Annotated in this window: 21 protein-coding genes; 10 read left to right on the plus strand and 11 right to left on the minus strand. The window is 57.9% G+C overall.

Annotated features, from left to right (window positions below; all coding sequences use genetic code 11):
• The first annotated feature begins 7 nt into the window (after positions 1 to 7).
• From DY251_RS09385 to DY251_RS09395, 3 genes are all read left to right on the plus strand, one after another.
• Complete coding sequence (locus tag DY251_RS09385) at positions 8 to 307, plus strand: hypothetical protein (RefSeq protein ID WP_116623629.1); 300 nt, start codon at positions 8 to 10, stop codon at positions 305 to 307.
• 4 nt (positions 308 to 311) lie between these two features.
• Positions 312 to 950, plus strand: coding sequence for a hypothetical protein (locus tag DY251_RS09390; protein ID WP_116623630.1), 639 nt, complete (start codon positions 312 to 314; stop codon positions 948 to 950).
• A gap of 206 nt (positions 951 to 1,156) precedes the next feature.
• Entirely contained in the window at positions 1,157 to 1,450 is a 294-nt protein-coding gene (locus DY251_RS09395; protein WP_116623631.1) for a helix-turn-helix domain-containing protein, read from the plus strand.
• 30 nt (positions 1,451 to 1,480) lie between these two features.
• On the opposite strand, the gene DY251_RS09400 is transcribed toward DY251_RS09395, so the two are convergent.
• Positions 1,481 to 2,245, minus strand: a complete 765-nt coding sequence (locus tag DY251_RS09400) for a KilA-N domain-containing protein (protein WP_116623632.1) — start codon at positions 2,243 to 2,245, stop codon at positions 1,481 to 1,483.
• Between the two features lie 798 nt (positions 2,246 to 3,043).
• The gene (rpmE, locus tag DY251_RS09405) at positions 3,044 to 3,265 is read right to left on the minus strand and encodes a 50S ribosomal protein L31 (RefSeq protein ID WP_116623825.1); all 222 of its coding nucleotides are present in this window, start codon (positions 3,263 to 3,265) and stop codon (positions 3,044 to 3,046) included.
• Between the two features lie 194 nt (positions 3,266 to 3,459).
• On the opposite strand from rpmE, the gene DY251_RS09410 reads away from it, so the two are divergent.
• Positions 3,460 to 5,265, plus strand: a complete 1,806-nt coding sequence (locus DY251_RS09410) for an ABC transporter transmembrane domain-containing protein (protein ID WP_116623826.1) — start codon at positions 3,460 to 3,462, stop codon at positions 5,263 to 5,265.
• Positions 5,266 to 5,282: 17 nt separating this feature from the next.
• Here DY251_RS09410 and DY251_RS09415 read toward each other — a convergent pair whose 3' ends face one another.
• From DY251_RS09415 to DY251_RS09455, 9 genes are all read right to left on the minus strand, one after another.
• Entirely contained in the window at positions 5,283 to 6,770 is a 1,488-nt protein-coding gene (locus DY251_RS09415) for a carboxypeptidase M32 (protein WP_116623633.1), read from the minus strand.
• 113 nt (positions 6,771 to 6,883) lie between these two features.
• The gene (locus tag DY251_RS09420) at positions 6,884 to 7,126 is read right to left on the minus strand and encodes a hypothetical protein (RefSeq protein WP_116623634.1); all 243 of its coding nucleotides are present in this window, start codon (positions 7,124 to 7,126) and stop codon (positions 6,884 to 6,886) included.
• Between the two features lie 234 nt (positions 7,127 to 7,360).
• Positions 7,361 to 7,732: a hypothetical protein gene (locus tag DY251_RS09425; RefSeq protein WP_137113616.1), complete on the minus strand. Its 372-nt coding sequence runs from the start codon at positions 7,730 to 7,732 to the stop codon at positions 7,361 to 7,363.
• A 1-nt stretch (position 7,733) separates the two neighbouring features.
• On the minus strand, positions 7,734 to 8,762 hold the full coding sequence (locus DY251_RS09430; RefSeq protein WP_116623636.1) for a peptidoglycan -binding protein: 1,029 nt from the start codon (positions 8,760 to 8,762) through the stop codon (positions 7,734 to 7,736).
• Positions 8,763 to 9,773, minus strand: coding sequence for a MotA/TolQ/ExbB proton channel family protein (locus DY251_RS09435; protein ID WP_116623637.1), 1,011 nt, complete (start codon positions 9,771 to 9,773; stop codon positions 8,763 to 8,765).
• A gap of 109 nt (positions 9,774 to 9,882) precedes the next feature.
• Positions 9,883 to 10,683 carry an inositol monophosphatase family protein gene (locus DY251_RS09440; RefSeq protein ID WP_116623638.1) on the minus strand — a complete coding sequence of 267 codons (801 nt, stop codon included), beginning with the start codon at positions 10,681 to 10,683 and terminating at the stop codon, positions 9,883 to 9,885.
• Between the two features lie 30 nt (positions 10,684 to 10,713).
• On the minus strand, positions 10,714 to 11,280 hold the full coding sequence (gene efp / locus DY251_RS09445) for an elongation factor P (RefSeq protein ID WP_116623827.1): 567 nt from the start codon (positions 11,278 to 11,280) through the stop codon (positions 10,714 to 10,716).
• A gap of 97 nt (positions 11,281 to 11,377) precedes the next feature.
• Positions 11,378 to 12,439 (minus strand): tetratricopeptide repeat protein, encoded by a 1,062-nt coding sequence (locus DY251_RS09450; protein WP_116623639.1) that lies wholly within the window; start codon positions 12,437 to 12,439, stop codon positions 11,378 to 11,380.
• On the minus strand, positions 12,439 to 13,101 hold the full coding sequence (locus tag DY251_RS09455; protein WP_116623640.1) for a thiamine phosphate synthase: 663 nt from the start codon (positions 13,099 to 13,101) through the stop codon (positions 12,439 to 12,441). Before DY251_RS09455 ends, DY251_RS09450 begins: the two co-directional genes overlap by 1 nt.
• 151 nt (positions 13,102 to 13,252) lie before the next feature.
• On the opposite strand from DY251_RS09455, the gene DY251_RS09460 reads away from it, so the two are divergent.
• The 6 genes from DY251_RS09460 to ybgC all read left to right on the plus strand — a co-directional run bounded on the left by DY251_RS09460 (position 13,253) and on the right by ybgC (position 18,558).
• Positions 13,253 to 14,893, plus strand: a complete 1,641-nt coding sequence (locus DY251_RS09460; protein WP_116623641.1) for an acyl-CoA synthetase — start codon at positions 13,253 to 13,255, stop codon at positions 14,891 to 14,893.
• Between the two features lie 367 nt (positions 14,894 to 15,260).
• A complete protein-coding gene (gene rcdA / locus DY251_RS09465) occupies positions 15,261 to 15,785 on the plus strand; it encodes a protease adaptor protein RcdA (protein ID WP_116623642.1) in 525 nt (174 codons plus the stop codon).
• 70 nt (positions 15,786 to 15,855) lie between these two features.
• Positions 15,856 to 16,371 carry a crossover junction endodeoxyribonuclease RuvC gene (ruvC, locus tag DY251_RS09470; RefSeq protein ID WP_116623643.1) on the plus strand — a complete coding sequence of 172 codons (516 nt, stop codon included), beginning with the start codon at positions 15,856 to 15,858 and terminating at the stop codon, positions 16,369 to 16,371.
• A 12-nt stretch (positions 16,372 to 16,383) separates the two neighbouring features.
• The gene (ruvA, locus tag DY251_RS09475; RefSeq protein ID WP_116623644.1) at positions 16,384 to 17,004 is read left to right on the plus strand and encodes a Holliday junction branch migration protein RuvA; all 621 of its coding nucleotides are present in this window, start codon (positions 16,384 to 16,386) and stop codon (positions 17,002 to 17,004) included.
• Between the two features lie 43 nt (positions 17,005 to 17,047).
• Positions 17,048 to 18,085, plus strand: a complete 1,038-nt coding sequence (gene ruvB / locus DY251_RS09480; RefSeq protein ID WP_116623828.1) for a Holliday junction branch migration DNA helicase RuvB — start codon at positions 17,048 to 17,050, stop codon at positions 18,083 to 18,085.
• A gap of 2 nt (positions 18,086 to 18,087) precedes the next feature.
• Positions 18,088 to 18,558 (plus strand): tol-pal system-associated acyl-CoA thioesterase, encoded by a 471-nt coding sequence (gene ybgC / locus DY251_RS09485; RefSeq protein ID WP_245415909.1) that lies wholly within the window; start codon positions 18,088 to 18,090, stop codon positions 18,556 to 18,558.
• The last annotated feature ends 15 nt before the right edge of the window (positions 18,559 to 18,573 follow it).

Raw genomic sequence — 18,573 nt, forward strand, 5'->3', positions numbered from 1 at the left:
ACGAAAAATGAGCAAGCAATTTGTGACCACAGGCTCGCAGGGCCAGCAGGAAGAGCGCTCTGTGACCCTGAATATGGAAGAGTTCGCCGAGAAAGTGGCGACTGCTGTCCATACCGAGATCACGAAAGCCATTGAGCCGTTGACCACACGGATCGCCGAGCTGGAAAAGAAAGCGGCGAAAGAGAGCGGTAAGCGCGTGGACAATAAACTACACGAGTTCAAGTTGCCCAAAGCGGACGGGAGCGACGACAGGCCTAAGTCTGTTGCCGATCAGCGTGGCTACAAACTGCCCAAGGCGGAGGACTGAGGTCATGACCATCCGAGATTATGATCTTACTCAGGTCTTCGATCCGTCCGACCTGTGGCCGAACGAGAACGATTGCCCTGATTACCCGATCTTCGAGAACGAACAATCACGGACGATGAATCCGCCGTTCACCCGTCAAGACGCCATGAACAGCCTTATGCGGATCAGGTACACGCTCAACAAAGGGACGGAGGATTTGCGTCCGCCGTCTAAGGCTGAGGCAGAAGAGGCAAAGGCTCGGTATTTCAAGAGCGGCACGCCGACAAACTGGCGTTGGAACAATCTTGGATTGGGTCATCTTCAACCGGCGCGGCTGGACAATGATGATGCTGATCTGATCGTGACAGCGGTCCATTTGCGCGGCTTCATCCGAAAGATTGATGCAAAGCTTGATCGTAAGCTGGACGAGCGCGCAGATCGCGAACGCGCAGCACGTTCCGCCCTTGCTGACTATGCGGCCAACGCACCGAGGGTGAAGGCTGAGTTGGATTCGCTTGCCGAAGCCGCAGCACGTCACCAACAGCGCATGGGAGACGAGCAGGCGTTCTATCGCACACAAGAGTTGCGAAGGTCGCTTTCCGAGTTGCAGACGAAAGCGACTGCCGCCGCCAAAACGCTTGGCGTCGATTTGCCAGCGATCTGAGTTCGGCGGCGCGCCTTTAGGCATGGGGCTAGAAGCTGCTGGATCATGCCGGGGGAGGGTTCTGTCATCCTCTTCCCTCTCCCGGCATTTGAACAGAACTAAGCGGCGGACCTGAGCCTCTGCCGCTGATCGTCGGGAGATCGAGTTTCGGAAGGGGTTCCTGCTTGATCTCCCGACGCTTTCAATCGAGCAAAGGATTCGTTCAGATGAGATTGACAAACGAGCGAGTTGCAACAGCACTGCACAATGCGGGTGGTATTGTTGCGCAAGCAGCAAAATTGTTGGGTTGCTCGCGCCAAAGCGTTTACGTGTATCTATCGGAAAATCCCGAGTTGCAGGCATTGCGTGAGCGTATCGAGACGGACTTGCTCAATCGGGCGAAAGATCGAGTTGCCGAAGGAATCCGAAACGGCGAACTGGAAGCCTCGCTTGTTTACTTGTCAGCAAAGAGCAAGACCGAAGCCATAAGGGCGCGGGTTGAGATTGTGACAGCGGATTAACGTGGCGGACCGAAGCCCGCCACGTAGCCGTTAAGCGGCCTTTGGAGCAGGCAGCAAACGTGGCAGGAATTGAAGCGCTTCGCTGTCCCGACCTTTGAAGTAGTCGGTTGCTCTCAGCGGAAGCCATTCTTCGCGGAAATGCTTCCTCCAATCTGCAAGCAAGCTTTCAGGATAGGCCTTCGCCTGTACGCGTCTGCCATCCTCATAGGTGTGCCAGTATGTCGGCAGCGCGTCGGTATCAATGCCGTGTTTCTCACGAAGCCATTTGCAGAACATGCGCCCATGCGAGATGTCGGGAACCATACGCTCAGGCAACGTGTATCCCATCGCTTCCATAGGCGCGATCAGCGCCATTGTGAGTTCAGTGAGAATTGAGAAGTGACCAACCGGGACATTGCTTTGGTTCGCAACGTAACGACGAAGGTGGTAGGGCATTTCGGCGTTCTTTGGGGCGCCTTTGCCCGACATCCAATCATATACCCACTGGCTGACCTTCACCGCGAAATGAGCAGAACACCATTGAGCGAGATGAATTGCCACTTGAGGGTGAACCCATGTGCCCTGCAACCGCGGGTCACCACCCTTAATAGAGACAATCAAGTCCGAAACGGGAATTCCCGTTTCGGCGCTCAATGCTGATACGAAGTCGTCTGTCGTATTCAGCCGCGAATAGTCATGAAATCTCTTATTTACCGCGAGGCACATCGCCGTAGCGTTGATGTAGCCATCGTCCGGACGCTGGTAAATTACGGTGCCTTGAGCTTGATGCGGTATCAAATCGAAATGCTGCTGCATGTTTGGCCTCCTTGGCCCTGAAACATGCGATGCGGCGCTTTGACTCTTGACATGATGGGGGAGGATGTCCATCTATGCCCAAGTGATCACAAACGCCCACCGCAAGGTGGAAAATTGACCCGACGATGCTCTAACATCGTCGGGTCGCTGCGTTTTAGAGGAACGAATTCTTCTAAAATCGATTAAATCTGGGTAATCTTTCTTTAAGATTCAAGACCCCGTAGTAATTTTCTTTCGTCAGGCCCGATTTGCCCTCTCTTCCCTGTGAATATGGGGGTGATTGACCAGTCGTTAACCATCGCTTTCTAGATTAGAACCGGACGGCAATCCCGCGAAGAACGACCGTCCGGCAGGTCACAACGGTTCCCCGTTATTTCCTTTTGATGGTCTCCACTACATGCGTAGAGCTGTAGCGTTCTGCGGTGGACACTTTTGTGAAGCGGCCAGTTTTGGCAGAGCGACCGATCTTGATCTTAGTCATTTCAATCACCTTCCCTTCTCGGGCAGTAGCCCGCGTCGTCAAGGCATTGCCGATTGGTCGGCGACTGGAATCGCAAGATCACTGATATAATAATTTAGCAGGTGTTCAGAGTCTATCCCGTGCGGTTTTCTATCATCACCGCCAAGAACGTCGCCACGGATAAAGGCATTCTCAAACCACATGTGGTTTCTGAGGCAATGCCCGTCGAGTTCTAATTCGACTGCGGGGTAAAATATGGGAAAGGGGGCTCTCGCCCCCTTTTAGTCTCAGCGCAAAAACGCCGAAAAATCATTCAAAATCAATACGATATGATCGGATTAGATGCCGAGATTCGCGAACTTGTTCTTGAACTTCGAGAGACGGCCACCACGATCGAGCAGGGTCTGCTGGCCGCCGGTCCATGCCGGGTGGGTGGTCGGGTCGATGTCGAGGTTCAGCGTGTCGCCTTCCTTGCCGTAGGTCGAACGCGTGAGATATTCGGTGCCGTCGGTCATGACGACCTTGATCGAATGATAATCGGGATGGATGCTAGCTTTCATCGGTCTATCCTGGCTTGTCGGGGTGAGCGGCCTCGACATGCCCTGCGGCGATGTCACCCACTCGAAAATCTTGAAGCGCGCGGCATGTGAATGTACGGCTTCAGACGGTCGGGCTGGCCTATACAACAGCCTCGAAATAAGCACAAGGCCGTGAAAGAGGCATTTCACACGGCCTGACAGGGATGAAAAACACCATGGCGCGTGGCACATCGGCGGAGACGCAGGCGAAGCGACGTTCATTAAAGCCCCTCGGGCGGCTGATCCCCTTCGTCATGCGCTATAAGGGGCATGTTGCGGCGGCGCTGTTCTTTCTAACCTTGGCCGGCGTGACCACGCTTACGCTGCCGCTTGCCGTACGCCGCATGATCGATCACGGCTTTTCATCCACGGACGGCACCTTTATAGCCAACTATTTCTCGATGCTGGTGGTTATTGCCGCAGTTTTGGCGCTGGCATCCGCCTGCCGCTATTATTTTGTGGTGACGCTCGGCGAGCGTGTGGTTACCGACATAAGAAGTTCGGTGTTCGCGCATGTCACGACGCTTTCGCCATCGTTTTTTGACCGGTCGCAGTCCGGTGAGATCATTTCGCGACTGGCTGCCGATACGACACAGATAAAATCCGCGGTCGGTGCAACGGCTTCCGTTGCGCTGCGCAATATAATTCTAGGGCTGGGTGCCGTTGCGATGATGGTCGTGACCAGCCCGAAGCTTTCCGGTCTCGTGCTGGCGGCTATCCCGGTGATCGTGCTGCCACTTGTCGCGTTTGGGCGCTCGGTGCGCGCGAAATCGCGATTGGCGCAGGATACGCTCGCGAATGCGACTGCCTATGCCAGCGAACAGATCGGGGCTGTCCGCACGCTGCAATCCTTCACCAACGAGCGGTTGGTTACGGGTAAATTCTCCAAGGCCGTCGAGATGGCTTTTGAGGCTGCGCGCAGCTCGGTTTTGGCCCGCGCGCTGCTGACATTCGTTGCGATTTTCACGATTTTTGCGTCGGTCGTGGCTGTGCTCTGGTTTGGTTCGCGTGATGTGCTGACCGGTGCGCTATCGCCCGGAACGCTTGGGCAGTTCCTGCTCTATTCGGTATTTGCGGCAGGAGCGCTTGGCGCGCTTTCCGAGGTCTGGGGTGAACTTAGTCAGGCTGCGGGTGCGGCGGAGCGGTTGGCCGAATTGCTCGATGAGCAACCGACGATCAAGGTGCCGGCCAACCCCGTGCCATTTCCGGTTCCGGCCAAGGGCGAAGTATCCTTCCACGCGGTCGATTTTGCCTATCCCACCCGGCCGCACCGTTCGGCGGTACACGATCTGAGCTTCGAGGTGAAACCCGGCGAAACCATCGCCATTGTTGGCCCATCGGGTGCAGGCAAGACCACGGTGTTTGCACTGCTCCAGCGCTTTTATGATCCGAACAGTGGCGCGGTCCTCGTTGATGGTATCGACATTCGGGGCGCGGACCCGGTTGCGTTGCGCAGCCGCATTGCGACGGTTCCGCAGGACGTGACAGTGTTTGCCGCAAGCATACGCGATAACATTGCGTTTGGTCGTCCTGATGCAAGCGAAGAGGAAATTATCGCTGCGGCAAAAGCGGCGCTGGTAGACGAGTTCGTTCAGCGCCTGCCGGAAGGTTACAACACCATGGTTGGGGAGCGTGGTGTCACGCTATCGGGAGGCCAGCGGCAACGTTTGGCCATTGCGCGCGCTGTGCTGCGAAACGCGCCGATTCTGCTGCTTGATGAAGCTACGTCTGCGCTCGATGCGGAAAGCGAGCGGTTCGTGCAACATGCGCTCGAAAGCCTTATGGGCGGGCGTACAACGCTGGTGATCGCACATCGGCTTGCAACAATTCTCAAGGCAGACCGTATCATCGTGATGGATGATGGCCGCATCGTGGAGCAGGGAACTCATGCCGCTCTTGTCAAAAAGAACGGGATATATGCGCGTCTGGCGCGTCTCCAGTTCGACTCCGGCAACGAAGCGTTCGAGCGCGCGGCGGAATAGGCGGGTTTCCCTTCGCTCTAGGCTTGGCCATAACGCTTTTCCAAATGTTCGATGAAGAAGCGCGCGTCCAGCTTTTCGCCGGTCGCGCGCTCTATCAACTCGGGCGTTGAATAGCGCGAACCCTGCGACCAGATGTTGGTTCGCCGCCAGTCATTGACGGCCTCAAAGTGGCCTTCCGAGATTTCCGAATTTGCAGCGGGGTGTACTTTTTCAAACGCCGCCCATTGCTGCGCTGCCATCAGCGCGCCGAGCGTATAGGACGGGAAATAGCCAAATGCAGCGCCGGGCCAATGTACATCCTGCATAGGGCCATCGGCGGGATTGTCGAGCGTGGAGAGGCCGAGATATTCGTGCATTTTCGCGTCCCACGCTTCGGGTAGATCGGCGACCTCAAGACGACCGGAGACAAGCTCCTGCTCCAGTTCGTAACGCAGGATGACATGAAGCGGGTAGGTGACTTCGTCAGCGTCAACACGGATGAGGCCGCGCTCGACGTGATGCACCCAAGGCAGAATATCATCGAGCGACCAGTTTTCGCCTAGCTCGCGTTCGACGACCGGAAGCGCCCAACGCCAAAAGGCCGGGTTGCGCCCAAGCTGCTTTTCGACAAACAGGCTTTGGCTTTCATGCACGGCCATTCCGCGCGCGCGGCCAAGTGGCCAGTGGCCCCATTGGTGCGGAAGGTTTTGCTCGTAAAGCGCATGGCCGGCTTCGTGCAGCACGCCCATGAGCGCCGAGAGGAAATCACTCGTCTTGTAGCGTGTCGTGATGCGCACATCCGTCGGCACGCCGCCGCAGAACGGATGGTGCGAGACGGACAGACTGCCATGCGTGAAGTCGAATCCGACTGCGCCCATCATGGCCAGACCGAGCGCGCGCTGCTTGTCGATGGCATAGGTGCCGGAAAGCGGCTTGCGCGGCCGTTTGGCGTCGCGCTGTTCCTGTATGGCGAGCGCCTGCGGCGCGAAGTCTTTCAGGAAGGTTTTCAGCTTGTCGAAAACGGGGGTGATGTCGGCTGCGCGATTGCCCGGATCATATTGCTCCATCAGCGCGTCATACGGATCGAGCTTGAGCACTGAGGCTCGCATGGCTGCTTCTTCGCGAACCAGTGAGACGATGCCTTCCAGAGCAGGCCGGAAGCTTTTCCAGTCATTTTTCTCACGAAGGTCGCGCCACAGCTGCTCGCTGCGCAGGCGTTGGCTTGTTTGCCGCTCCACGAATTCGGCTGGCAGGCAGGTGAGGTTTGTGTAGTGGCGACGGAACTCTGCGAGCGCGATGCGCTGGTCGTCGTTCAAATCTTCATTTTCGGCAGCGTCGATCCAGTCTGCGATTTCGGGGGCGCTTGCTTGCCGGTGCAGCATTCCGGCCAGCGCCGCCATTGCATCGGCGCGCTTCTCACCGCCGCCGACGGCCATGTGCGTTGCTTCATCCGCCCCAAGGATCGCGAGCGCGTGTTCCAGCGCTTCCAGCTTGTGGCCGAGTTCATCGAGTTTTTGAAAAGACATGCATGCTCCGGTGATCTGGAAAACCGGAGGGGATATGAGTCCTGCATATTGAGCAAGTGGTTTTGCTGCCTAGGCAGCGCCGCGAGCCATTCGGCTCGCGGCTTTCTGTCGACTCAGGAGTTATTGAGCCAGGATTCGTGATGCAGCGGGCTGTGCCGCATTGTGTGGCTCTCAGCATTTTGGCGCATCATCGAACCATATTCGGGGTTCTTACCCGGAATTTCCACATGCGAAACGCCTTGCATGATGAGCGCTTCATGTTCAACGAGGCTGGTTACGGGTGCCGCATATGCTGCACCGAGAGAGCCAGAAACAAGAATAGCGGCAAGTCCCGCCTTGATTAAATTCGAGCGCATGATTGCGTCTCCTTTTCAGCCGTTCGCGCCAATGCGCGGGTCGCTGTCTGGATCGTCCGGTCCGTCGTGTCGCGGTGTTTCAACCGCCGGCGCATCCCGATCCGCTGCTGAATCTAGGCTTCTCGCGGCGGGGAGCAAATTAAGGATAATTAATTCGCTTCAAGGATTTATGATCGAGTTCCGGTCGCAATTGACACAGTTTCGCCGTGTCTCGCGAGCATGGCGCGAAAGGTCTCAGTTTGCCTTGGTCGCTTGATCGTCTGGCTTGGCGCGCCAGGTTCCGCCGCAGCCTGAGCCCGCATCTATCCACGAGCCACGCAGTAAATCCTTCTCGCGCTTGCCTGTGAAATTATAGATGCGCGCGCCCTTTCGCCCATTCATTTCGAGCGTTTCGTTGGACTTTAATGCGCCGGACAATTCGATTCCGCTGGCTGTCAATTTGGCTTTCAACGCGTCTCCATCGAGGCTGAGGGAGATTGGTCCGGCGCTGCAGATTATGCCGCGCTCCATGATGCGCAGCGCGACGGTGTCGCCGATCCAGTGCGTTGGATCAGCCTTGGCGGGCAAAGCAAAGATGCACGCGGCCAAGACCAATCGCCAATGCATGTCAGCGCTCCGTGAGCTTCAGTTCGATGCGGCGGTTGCGGGCGCGCGCCTCGTCCGTGTCGGCTGGATCGAGCGGCTGAAATTCGCCGAAGCCAGCAGCGACAAGCCGGTTTGCCGGGACCCCATTTGCGATGAGGAACTTCACGACCGCGGTCGCACGCGCTGATGACAATTCCCAATTGTCCTTGAACCGGCCGGTGCCGGAAAGCGGGACATTGTCGGTGTGGCCATCGACGCGAAGAACCCAATTGATCTCGGGCGGGATCTCGCGCTGCAACTCGATGATAGCAGCGGCGAGCTTTTTCATCTCAGCTTCGCCCGCTGGGTTGATCGTTTCGGCCCCAACCGGGAAAAGCACTTCCGACTGGAATACAAAGCGGTCGCCCACAATGCGGATATTGTCGCGGTCGGAGAGGATTTCGCGCAGCCGCCCGAAGAAGTCTGAGCGATAGCGATTGAGCTCCTGCACGCGCTGCGCCAGCGCCACGTTCAGTCGCTTGCCGAGGTCCGCGATTTTGGTGTTGGACTCCTGGTCGCGCTTTTCAGACGCGTCCAGTGCATCTTCCAGCGCGCCGATCTGCTTGCGCAGCGCGGCGATCTGCTGGTTCAAAAGCTCGACCTGCGACATGGCGCGCTGGCTAAGCTGCTTTTCATTGTCGAGCTCGCCGGTGAGCGTGCCGATGCGCGCCTGCGCCTGCTGATCGTCGCCCGCGCCTTGCGAGAGCAATTGCTGGAGGCGGCTTTTCTCCGACTCGGATGCGGAAAGGGACGCTTGCAGATTGGCAAGCTGGTCCAGCGTGTCTTGCGAGTTTGAGCGCTCAAGAGCCAGGAGTTGTGTCAACTCGTTGATCTGCGAATTGAGGCGGTTCAGCACTTCGTCCTTGCCGCTGATTTCGCGCGACAGCAGAAACTGCGCCAGCACGAACACCGACAGCAGGAACATGATCGAAAGAAGCAGGGTCGACAGCGCATCGACAAAGCCCGGCCAGTAATCGACGCGGCGCTCCGAGCGCCCTCGCGCGAGTGCCATTTAGCCGCGCTCCCTTTCCTTGAGCGCAACGGCGATTTTTTCGAGCGTCTCGCGCATCGCCTTCTGCTCGTCGGATTGCTGCTCAACCCAATCGCGCATGAGCTGTTGCTCTTGCCGCATGTTTTTGACGAGCGCCGAAATCCCTTCGGCAAGGTTCGCCATTGCGGTGGCGACGCGCTGGTTCGAACCACCAGTTTCTTGCAGATTGTGGAGGCGGTCGGTCAGAATTTTGAGGTCGTCGGAATTGCTGATCGTGGCATTGCCCGACGCGACGTCGTAGGAAAGATCGGCCTCGGTTGCGAGCCAGTTTTCGAGCTCTGTGTAAAAGCGATTTTGCGCGCGACCTGCCTGAAGATCGAGAAAGCCGAGCACAAGAGAACCGGACAGACCGAACAGCGAGGAAGAAAAGGCGGTGCCCATGCCGGACAGTGGCGCGGAGAGGCCCGCCTTGAGCGCATCGAGGACAGACGCTGCATCACCAGTACCGGGATCCAGCGATTGGATTGTGGAGCCGATTGCCCCGATGGTGCCAAGCAGGCCCCAGAAAGTGCCGAGCAAGCCGAGAAACACCAGCAGGCCGATGAGATAGCGCGAGATGTCGCGGCTTTCGTCCAGCCGGTTTGCGATGGAATCGAGCATGGTGCGCATGGAGCTTGCGGAGAACCCGCTCGAACTTGCGCGCCCAAGCAAGGCTTTCATGGGCGCGAGGAGGATCGGCTCGGTGGTTTCCGTGCCTTCGCGGAAGGAATTGACCCAGCGCACTTCGCGGAACAGCCGAATGATTTGGCCAAAGGCCAGCAGGATGCCAACGACCAGCACACCCAGAATCAGTCCGTTCAAGCCGGGATTGGTCGCAAACGCTGTCTGAATCTGGCGTGTGAGTATGATCGCAATGAAGGCAACGATCGCCAGAAACACAACCATCGACAGCAGAAAAAGCTGCGGGCTCGAGAGCTTATGATAGGCGTGCTTGCGCGCTTCGCCTGATTCCGTAGCCTGCAACAAAGCCATGCGCCGGTCCGTTCATATCCTGTATATCGTCGGTAAGCTTACCCGAAAGACAAAGGCAATTGAAAGACATTGCTTATTTGCCCCCAACTCATTGAGGGCAAAGCGGCACTCAGGACGGCTGGTACGGCAGGCGAACTGTTTTCAGCAGAGCGCGGTGGATCAGTTCGTTGCCAGCGCAGATGCCGCCCGTTTCGAGCATATCCTGCCCGCCCTCAAGGTCGGAGGCAAAGCCACCAGCTTCCCTGACAAGGAGGATGCCCGCAGCGATATCCCACGCTGACAAGCCAGCCTCCCAGAAACCATCGAGCCTGCCAGCGGCGACATAGGCGAGATCCAGCGCGACGGAGCCGTAGCGGCGAATACCGGAAACTTCGGCCATCACATTGCGAAGTTCGACCAGATATTTGCCATGATGCCCGCGGCCAAGATGCGGGACGCCGGTGCCGATGACCGTATCGGAGAGGGCACGCCTTCCAGCAACGCGCAAGCGCCTGTCATTAAGGAAGGCGCCGCCGCCGCGTTCAGCGGTGTAAAGCTCATCCATTGCGGGATTGTAGATCACCGCCGCAACGATCTGACCCTGACGCTCCAGCGCGATTGACACGGAGAACATGGGCAGGCCGTGCAGGAAATTGGTTGTGCCGTCGAGCGGATCGACCAGCCAGCGATGCTGGCCGTCATCGCCTTCGACCACGCCACGCTCTTCCATCAGGAAGCCGTAGCCGGGTCGGCCCTTGCTCAACTCCTGAAAGATGATTTCCTCAGCCTTGCGGTCGGCCTGGCTGACATAGTCTCCCGGCCCCTTCATGGAAACCTGAAGGTTCTGCACCTCACCAAAGTCGCGTGACAGCGAGCGGCCTGCCTTCATGGCTGCCTGAACCATCACGTTGAGAAGTGCCGAGCGAGCCATATTGTATGTCTTCCGTTACGCCGTGAAAAATCAGTCTGCGCGGCGCAAATAGGTGAGTTCGTTCGTGTCGACCACGATGCGCTCGCCCGATGCGATGAACGGTGGAACGAGAACGCGAATGCCGTTTTCCAGAACTGCAGGCTTGTAGGACGAAGCAGCAGTCTGGCCCTTCACGACCGGATCGGCTTCGGTGATCGTCAACGTTACCTGATCGGGGAGCGAGATGCCGATGGGCTTCTCTTCATACATTTCGACAGTGACCATCATGCCGTCCTGCAGGAAGGCGGCGCGGTCGCCTACGAAATCTTTCAGCAGCTCCAGCTGCTCATAGGATTCAGTGTCCATGAACACCAGCGAGTCGCCTTGCTCGTAGAGGAAGGAGAAATCCTTCTGCTCGAGACGGACGCGTTCAACGGTTTCGGCGGAGCGGAAGCGCTCATTGAGCTTGGTGCCGTTGATCAGGTTCTTGAGTTCGACCTGATTGTAAGCGCCGCCCTTGCCGGGCTTCACGTGGTTGCACTTTACAGCAACCCACAAGCCGCCATCATGCTCGATGACGTTGCCGGGACGGATTTCATTGCCATTGATCTTGGCCATCAGTCTTGCTTTCGGAAAGAAATTGGTGCGCGGAAGCGCCGTTGGCGCGCCTAAGACCACAATTTCGCAATTGTGGCAAGGCAGAACGCACTGAACATCAACGCAGGCGGTTTGCCCGTTCGAGAGCCTTCTTGAGTTCGTCGTCTGTCAGGCCGGCCAGAAAATCATTCATCTCATAGTCTTGCAGCCCGGCACGCCGCGCCAGAAAGTACCATGCGGCAGCGTCGATAGAATTGGGCTCAGTGCCGATGCCCTGCATGTAAAGCTTGGCAACACGGTTCATGGCGGCGATGTTTCCGCCGTCCGCGGCCTGCTTGAGCCAACGGAAGCCGGTGTTGGCGTCGCGATCGCCGCCGCGCCCATCCACGAGCCAGGTTCCGAGGTCTATTTCCGCGGTATCATACCCCTGGCGTGCCGCAAGCGTGAGCCAATGCCTGGCCTGCTTGTCATCCTTGGTAATGCCACCAGCGCCGTTGGCGTAAACCTGCGACATTGCATATTGAGCGTCGGGCAATCCGGCTTCGGCTGCTGTGCGGTAATAGGGAACAGCTTTTTTAAGACCCTCCGGCCCGCGATCATTTTGAATATACAACTGGGCAAGGTTGAACTGCGCCAGCGGGTTGCCCGCTTTCGACGCCTCTTCCAGCATTAGCTGCGCTTTCGCGGTGTCCCGCGTTACGGTTTTGCCGTCGAGCAGGAGCAAGGCATATTGGAACTGCGCTTCCGGGACTTTGTTTTCGGCAGCTTTTTCATACCATTTTGCGGCGGCTTTTGCGTCTGCAGGAACGCCTAACCCACGCGAGACAATTTCCGCGACAAGCGCTTGCGCGGCTCCCTCTCCCTTTTCTGCGCGGGGCAAGGCGAGGTTATACGCCGTCTTGTAAAGGCCACGCTGAAACGCGCCATAGGCTTCGTCGGGCTTGCGCTGCCCGAAGCGAGAAGGGTTGATTGATCCGCCACCATCTTCATCAGCTTGTGGTGTGATACCCTTGGATTTCAGGATCGTGACCGGCGGCTTGCCGATAGCGTCCTTCGGTTCGATTGAATCGCCAAAACGGGAAGGATCGACGGATGATGCGGGCGCTTGCGGCGCTTCCTGCGCATGGGCGCTGCCAACCAGCGCGGCTGCAAGAAGAGCATATGCAAGCGTGCCGCGCATTACGCGACTTCTCCAAAGCTCGGGGCGTGCTCGTCCAGCAGGGAGTTGGCAGCAGCCACGGCCGCGGCAGGATCGGCTGCGCCAAACACCGCCTGCGACAGCGCAACGAATTCCACACCGGTTTCGCCAACCGTCCGAACACTTTCAACTTCCGAGCCGCCCATGACAACACACGGTATCTCGATCATCTCCGCCCACCATTTGCCGAGAGTCAGATTGCGATTATGCGGCTCCGGCTTGGTGTCGTAGCCGAAACGGCCGAAGAAGATGTAATCGGGGCGGGCTTCGCCAAGGTCGAGCGCATCGTCGCGGGTTTTGGCGCCGCCAGCACCGACAGCCATCTTGTCTTGAAGGCGGTCGATGGCATCGTCCAGCACCTCGCGCCCACCTTCGATGTGAACGCCATCTGCGCCAAGGCGGGCGGCAATGCGTGTGTCCCCACTCAATATGATTGCCGCGCCCACCGCCTGTGCGACTGGCACAAGCTGGGCCGCGTGACGCTGGAAGGACGCATCGTCCATACCGTAGTCAGGCAGGATCACGGACGCCACATCGCCACCGCTCAACGCCGCCTCCAGTTTTTGCGCAAGGCGGGCGGTATCCGCTTCATGCGGCAAGATCAAAACAAGGCGGCAACGGTTCGGTATGGTCATGTCGGTCATGTTCTCGCTCGGGCTTTGCAGCCGGATCGTGGTGGTAATGCGGCATAGGCCATGCGCCGCCCGTTGAACAGACCCGTTTGGCCTACATCATTTGTCCTGATGACTGTTTGCCGACGCTTCGCTATGGAGAGGAAGCTTCAGGAGCCCCGATATGTCCAGTGCCTATGACATGCATCTCGACAAGAATGCCGCAAATTATCAGCAGCTGACCCCAATCTCCTATCTGGAACGAGCAGCCCGCACATTTCCAGATCATGTGGCGATCATTCACGGCAAAGCGCAGATCAGCTATGGCGAGTTCTGGAAGCGGTCGCTGAAATTGGCCTCCGCGCTGGCCAAATACGGGATAGGCAAGGGCGACACGGTTACGGTGATGCTTTCCAACACGCCGCCGATGCTCGAGGCGCATTTCGGTGTGCCGATGGTGAAAGCCGTGCTGCATAGCCTCAACACAAGGCTCGATGCGGCGGTGCTGGCATTCCAACTCGATCATGCCGAGTCGAAGGTCGTGATCGTGGATCGTGAGTTTTCAGGCGTTATGCGCCAGGCGCTGGACATGGCCGAAGTGAAGCCGTTGGTGATCGACTTCGACGATCCAGAATATGCGGATGACGCACCCTATCCGAAGGGCGAGCGAATCGGCACGCTCGACTATGAGGATTTTGTCGCTTCCGGCGACGAGGACTTCAAATGGTCGATGCCTGACGATGAATGGGATGCGATCTCGCTGAATTATACGTCCGGCACCACCGGAAATCCGAAAGGTGTCGTCTATCACAATCGTGGCGCGGCGCTGATGGCCTACACCAACACGATCCATGCGCAGATGGGCAAACATTGCGTCTATCTCTGGACGCTGCCCATGTTCCATTGCAACGGCTGGTGCTTCCCCTGGACGCTTGCGGTACAGGCGGGTACGCATGTCTGCTTGCGATGGGTGCGGGCCAAGGCAATGTATGATGCGATTGCGGATTACGGCGTTACCCACCTGTGCGGTGCGCCAATTGTGATGTCGACGCTGCTGAACGCACCGGATCAGGACAAGCGGGAGTTTTCGCAGACGGTGAGCTTCAATACCGCTGCTGCGCCGCCGCCGGAGGCAGTGCTGGCGGGCATGGCTGACGCGGGTTTCGCGGTTACGCATCTTTACGGATTGACCGAGACGTATGGACCGGCTGTGGTCAATGAGTGGCATTCGGAATGGGATGAACTCGACCGCCCAGCGCGCACAGCAAAGAAAGCGCGGCAGGGCGTGCGCTATGCCGCGCTTGAAGATTTGACCGTGCGGGACCCTGAAACCATGCAGGAGACTCCATCCAATGGGGAAACCATCGGCGAGGTGATGTTCCGCGGCAATATCGTAATGAAGGGCTATCTCAAGAATCCGAAAGCGACGGATGAGGCGTTTTTCGGCGGTTGGTTCCATTCTGGCGACCTCGGCGTCATGCATCCGGACGGATATATCCAGCTCAAGGATCGCTCGAAGGACATCATCATTTCGGGCGGCGAGAACATTTCCTCAATCGAAGTGGAAGATGCGCTTTACAAGCACCCGGCTGTCGCATCATGCGGTGTCGTTGCACGGCAGGACGACAAATGGGGCGAGGTGCCTATTGCATATGTGGAGTTGAAGCCGGGGCGCACCGCAACCGAAGGGGAGATTATCGAGCATTGCCGCACCTTGCTGGCGCGGTTCAAATGCCCGAAGGCGGTTATTTTCGCGGAAATTCCCAAGACTTCGACCGGAAAGATCCAGAAATTCCGCCTGCGGGAGATGGCTCGCGCGGCATGAAAATTCAATCAAAATTGAATCTAATATTAGCAAAGTGAAGCGTGCTGACACACTCTGTTTAAAGATTCCTTGACTCTTTAACACCTTGTTAAGCTTCACCTGTGCATAGTGAGGCCATCCAGTGATCTGGATTCTTACCGAGTGGTTTGGACCACTTTGTTTGACGCCTCCCTGTTAGACTCCTGAGAGCCGCCCCTCCCGCGGCTCTTTTTTTGGGCAAAAGGCGCGTTAACCCTTTATTAAACATAATCTTGCCAACCGGTGATCTACGGCGCATCTTCGCCCGCATACGCTTGATCGTTCGACAGGCGCGAGGAAAAACAATGGCTGGCGGAACAATGAAAAAATCAACGGCAGGGGCGCCGGTATGAATGAGGTTTCCAGGGAAGCCGCGAAGACCGTTCGGCTGGCTGAACGCAGGCTGCATTCGGACTCTTTCAAGCCACTTTACAATGAGGGAATGGCGCTGGTTGAGCGCACAGCCGAATATCTCGATGGACGCGGGAGAGCGGCGGCCAAGGGCCTGTCTCGTCCGGCCGCTACATTATACGCTGCTGAATCCATGCGACTCACGACGCGGCTGATGCAGGTGGCGTCATGGCTGCTGCTTCAGCGAGCGTTCAATTCGGGCGAGATGACGCGCGATCAGGTGGCCTCGGAGAAATCCAAGGTCCGGCTGGATACGCCCTCGGCACATCAAGAGACGCTTGGCTGGACGGAATTGCCGGACGAATTTCGTGAACTGGTCGACCTTTCGCTGCGATTGCAGGCGCGAGTGCGCCGGATGGATGAGGAAATTTACGGCCAAACCACCGAGCAGACGCTGAACAGACGCGGCAATCCCGTTTCCGATCAGATACTTTTGCTGAAAACTGCATTCGGTCGCGGATGATTTCCACCTAAATGTTTCTGGTTTGTTCACATTTCGCTGGCATGCCACGCCCCAAAGGGGATAATTCGGCATGCAGCGCGCGATTCGCATCATTGGGATTGATCCCGGCCTGAGACGCACCGGTTGGGGTGTCATAGAGGCTATTGGCAATTCACTTCGCTTTGTGGCGTCGGGAACGGTTCGTTCCGACGAGAAGGCGGCGCTGGCCGCGCGACTCTGTCAGTTGCATGACGGGCTTGTGGATGTGATGCGCCGCCATGAGCCGGAAGAGGCTGCTGTGGAGAACACCTTCGTCAACCGTGATGCCTCGGCCACGCTGAAGCTTGGACAGGCACGTGGCGTGGCGATGCTTGTGCCTGCGCTCGGTGGGCTCGCTGTTGCGGAATATGCGCCCAATGCGGTTAAAAAGGCTGTGATTGGCGTCGGCAAGGGCGAGAAGGGGCAGATCGTGATGATGGTCAAGGTTCTGATGCCCAAAGCTACGTTCGATACGGATGATGCGGCTGACGCGCTGGCAATCGCGATCTGCCACGCGCATCATCGCCAGAGCGTGCAGGGCCGTCTCGCTGCGGCCGTGGCGGGGTAGGGGCGCGGCATCATGATTGGAAAACTCAAGGGGTCGGTTGACGAGATCGAGGATGATCATTGCACGGTAGACGTGCATGGCGTGGGTTACGTCGCCTATTGCTCGACGCGAACTTTGTCGGCGCTGCCGGGGTCCGGTGAAGCAGTGACCTTGTTCATCGAAACCTATGTTCGCGAGGACATGATACGGCTTTATGGGTTTCAGTCCTCGCTGGAGCGGGAATGGTTCCGTCTGCTCATGAACAATGTGCAGGGGGTTGGTGCGAAGGTCGCGCTGGCTGTTCTTTCGACGCTTTCCCCCGGTGATTTGGCCAATGCAATTGCACTGCGCGACATTGCGATGGTGAGCCGTGCGCCGGGCGTTGGCAAGAAGGTCGCGGAGCGTATCGTGACGGAATTGAAAGCCAAGGCTCCGGCCTATTCCGGCGAGGCGAGCGGGACGATTGGATTGAAGCAAGCGCTGGGTGAGGGCGTTGCGCCGTCGCCGGTTGCCGATGCCGTGTCCGCACTCGCGAACCTTGGCTACTCTCGCGACATTGCCGCGAACGCGGTTGCGGCGGCGATCAAGGAGGCGGGAGAGGGTGCGGATTCGGCAAAGCTTATCCGCTTGGGGCTGAAGGAATTGGCGCGTTGAGTTCTGTCTTGTTATGCAGAGTTTGCCGTGCGAGGACACGGCCATGAACACAGCGCCACGCCTGATCTCATCAGAAAAGCGCACCGAGGATGTCGACCAGACACTTCGTCCGCAGACGCTTGACGATTTCGTCGGGCAGGCAGCAGCGCGCGCCAATCTCAAAGTGTTCGTGGAAGCAGCCAAGCAGCGTGGCGAAGCGTTGGACCATGTGTTGTTTGTCGGGCCGCCCGGTCTCGGAAAGACGACGCTCGCGCAAATCATGGCGCGAGAGATGGGCGTTAATTTCAGATCAACATCTGGGCCGGTTATCGCGAAGGCGGGCGACCTCGCAGCACTGCTGACGAATCTCGAGGAGCGCGATGTACTGTTTATCGACGAGATTCACCGGCTAAGTCCGGCGGTCGAGGAAATTCTCTATCCCGCGATGGAGGACTATCAACTCGATCTCATCATCGGCGAAGGGCCTGCGGCGCGCTCGGTGAAAATTGATCTGGCGAAGTTCACGTTGGTTGCGGCGACGACGCGCCTGGGCCTCATTACGAATCCGCTGCGGGACCGTTTTGGCATTCCCGTGCGGCTGAACTTCTATACCGTCGAAGAGCTGGAACTGATCGTAAGACGCGGCGCGCGTATTCTGGGCATGCCGATGGGTGATGACGGCGCGGTGGAAATTGCGCGACGCGCACGGGGTACGCCGCGCATTGCCGGACGGCTGCTGCGGCGCGTGCGCGACTTTGCATCGGTGGCGGGTGTGGAGAAAGTGGATCGCCGTATCGCTGATGAAGCGCTGTCGCGGCTGGAGGTCGATCAGCTTGGGCTGGATCAACTCGACCGCCGCTACCTCACGATGATCGCATCGAATTTCGGCGGCGGGCCGGTGGGCATTGAGACGATTGCGGCGGGCTTGTCTGAGCCGCGCGATGCAATTGAGGATATTATCGAGCCGTATCTGATCCAGCAGGGCTTTATTCAGAGAACGCCGCGTGGTCGTGTTTTGACGGCCAATGCATGGCGGCATCTCGGTATAGACCCGCCGAAGGAATTCGTGCAGCAGCAAATCAATTTGTTTCAGGAAGAGTGAAAGTGAGTGTTTCCGGCAGTGATCTTGCGCTGACTGGCGTGCTCGACAGGGGCACGCACCGATTGCTCGCGCGGGTATATTATGCCGATACGGATTTTTCGGGTGTGGTTTATCACGCGCGCTATCTGGAATTTCTGGAGCGTGGGCGTTCCGACTTTCTGCGGCTTTGCGGGGTGCATCACACCGAATTGCACGACGGAAAGCACGGTGAAAAGATCGTCTGGGTCGTACGGCGCATGGAGATTGATTTCCGCACGCCTGCCCGCATCGACGACATCATTACGGTCGAAACACATGTAGCTGAATTATCGGGCGCGCGCATATTTATGGCGCAGCGTCTATTGCGCGGCGAGGAAGTGCTGGTGGAAGCGCGAGTCGAGGCCGCGATTATCGGTGAAACGGGTCGGCCACGGCGCTTTCCCAGGGAGTGGGTTGCGGCATTTTTGCCGGGCGACCGCCCGCTAACCTCCTGACTTTTCTAACGTATC

Origin of the sequence: Mesorhizobium denitrificans (assembly GCF_003403035.1) — a bacterium.
GTDB lineage: Bacteria > Pseudomonadota > Alphaproteobacteria > Rhizobiales > Rhizobiaceae > Mesorhizobium_G > Mesorhizobium_G denitrificans.

Coding starts and splice junctions, on each gene's coding strand:
- DY251_RS09385 (WP_116623629.1), top strand. CDS start 8: ATGAGCAAGCAATTTGTGACCACAGGCTCGCAGGGCCAGCAGGAAGAG.
- DY251_RS09390 (WP_116623630.1), top strand. CDS start 312: ATGACCATCCGAGATTATGATCTTACTCAGGTCTTCGATCCGTCCGAC.
- DY251_RS09395 (WP_116623631.1), top strand. CDS start 1,157: ATGAGATTGACAAACGAGCGAGTTGCAACAGCACTGCACAATGCGGGT.
- DY251_RS09400 (WP_116623632.1), bottom strand. CDS start 2,245: ATGCAGCAGCATTTCGATTTGATACCGCATCAAGCTCAAGGCACCGTA.
- rpmE (WP_116623825.1), bottom strand. CDS start 3,265: ATGAAAGCTAGCATCCATCCCGATTATCATTCGATCAAGGTCGTCATG.
- DY251_RS09410 (WP_116623826.1), top strand. CDS start 3,460: ATGGCGCGTGGCACATCGGCGGAGACGCAGGCGAAGCGACGTTCATTA.
- DY251_RS09415 (WP_116623633.1), bottom strand. CDS start 6,770: ATGTCTTTTCAAAAACTCGATGAACTCGGCCACAAGCTGGAAGCGCTG.
- DY251_RS09420 (WP_116623634.1), bottom strand. CDS start 7,126: ATGCGCTCGAATTTAATCAAGGCGGGACTTGCCGCTATTCTTGTTTCT.
- DY251_RS09425 (WP_137113616.1), bottom strand. CDS start 7,732: ATGCATTGGCGATTGGTCTTGGCCGCGTGCATCTTTGCTTTGCCCGCC.
- DY251_RS09430 (WP_116623636.1), bottom strand. CDS start 8,762: ATGGCACTCGCGCGAGGGCGCTCGGAGCGCCGCGTCGATTACTGGCCG.
- DY251_RS09435 (WP_116623637.1), bottom strand. CDS start 9,773: ATGGCTTTGTTGCAGGCTACGGAATCAGGCGAAGCGCGCAAGCACGCC.
- DY251_RS09440 (WP_116623638.1), bottom strand. CDS start 10,683: ATGGCTCGCTCGGCACTTCTCAACGTGATGGTTCAGGCAGCCATGAAG.
- efp (WP_116623827.1), bottom strand. CDS start 11,280: ATGGCCAAGATCAATGGCAATGAAATCCGTCCCGGCAACGTCATCGAG.
- DY251_RS09450 (WP_116623639.1), bottom strand. CDS start 12,439: ATGCGCGGCACGCTTGCATATGCTCTTCTTGCAGCCGCGCTGGTTGGC.
- DY251_RS09455 (WP_116623640.1), bottom strand. CDS start 13,101: ATGACCGACATGACCATACCGAACCGTTGCCGCCTTGTTTTGATCTTG.
- DY251_RS09460 (WP_116623641.1), top strand. CDS start 13,253: ATGTCCAGTGCCTATGACATGCATCTCGACAAGAATGCCGCAAATTAT.
- rcdA (WP_116623642.1), top strand. CDS start 15,261: ATGAATGAGGTTTCCAGGGAAGCCGCGAAGACCGTTCGGCTGGCTGAA.
- ruvC (WP_116623643.1), top strand. CDS start 15,856: ATGCAGCGCGCGATTCGCATCATTGGGATTGATCCCGGCCTGAGACGC.
- ruvA (WP_116623644.1), top strand. CDS start 16,384: ATGATTGGAAAACTCAAGGGGTCGGTTGACGAGATCGAGGATGATCAT.
- ruvB (WP_116623828.1), top strand. CDS start 17,048: ATGAACACAGCGCCACGCCTGATCTCATCAGAAAAGCGCACCGAGGAT.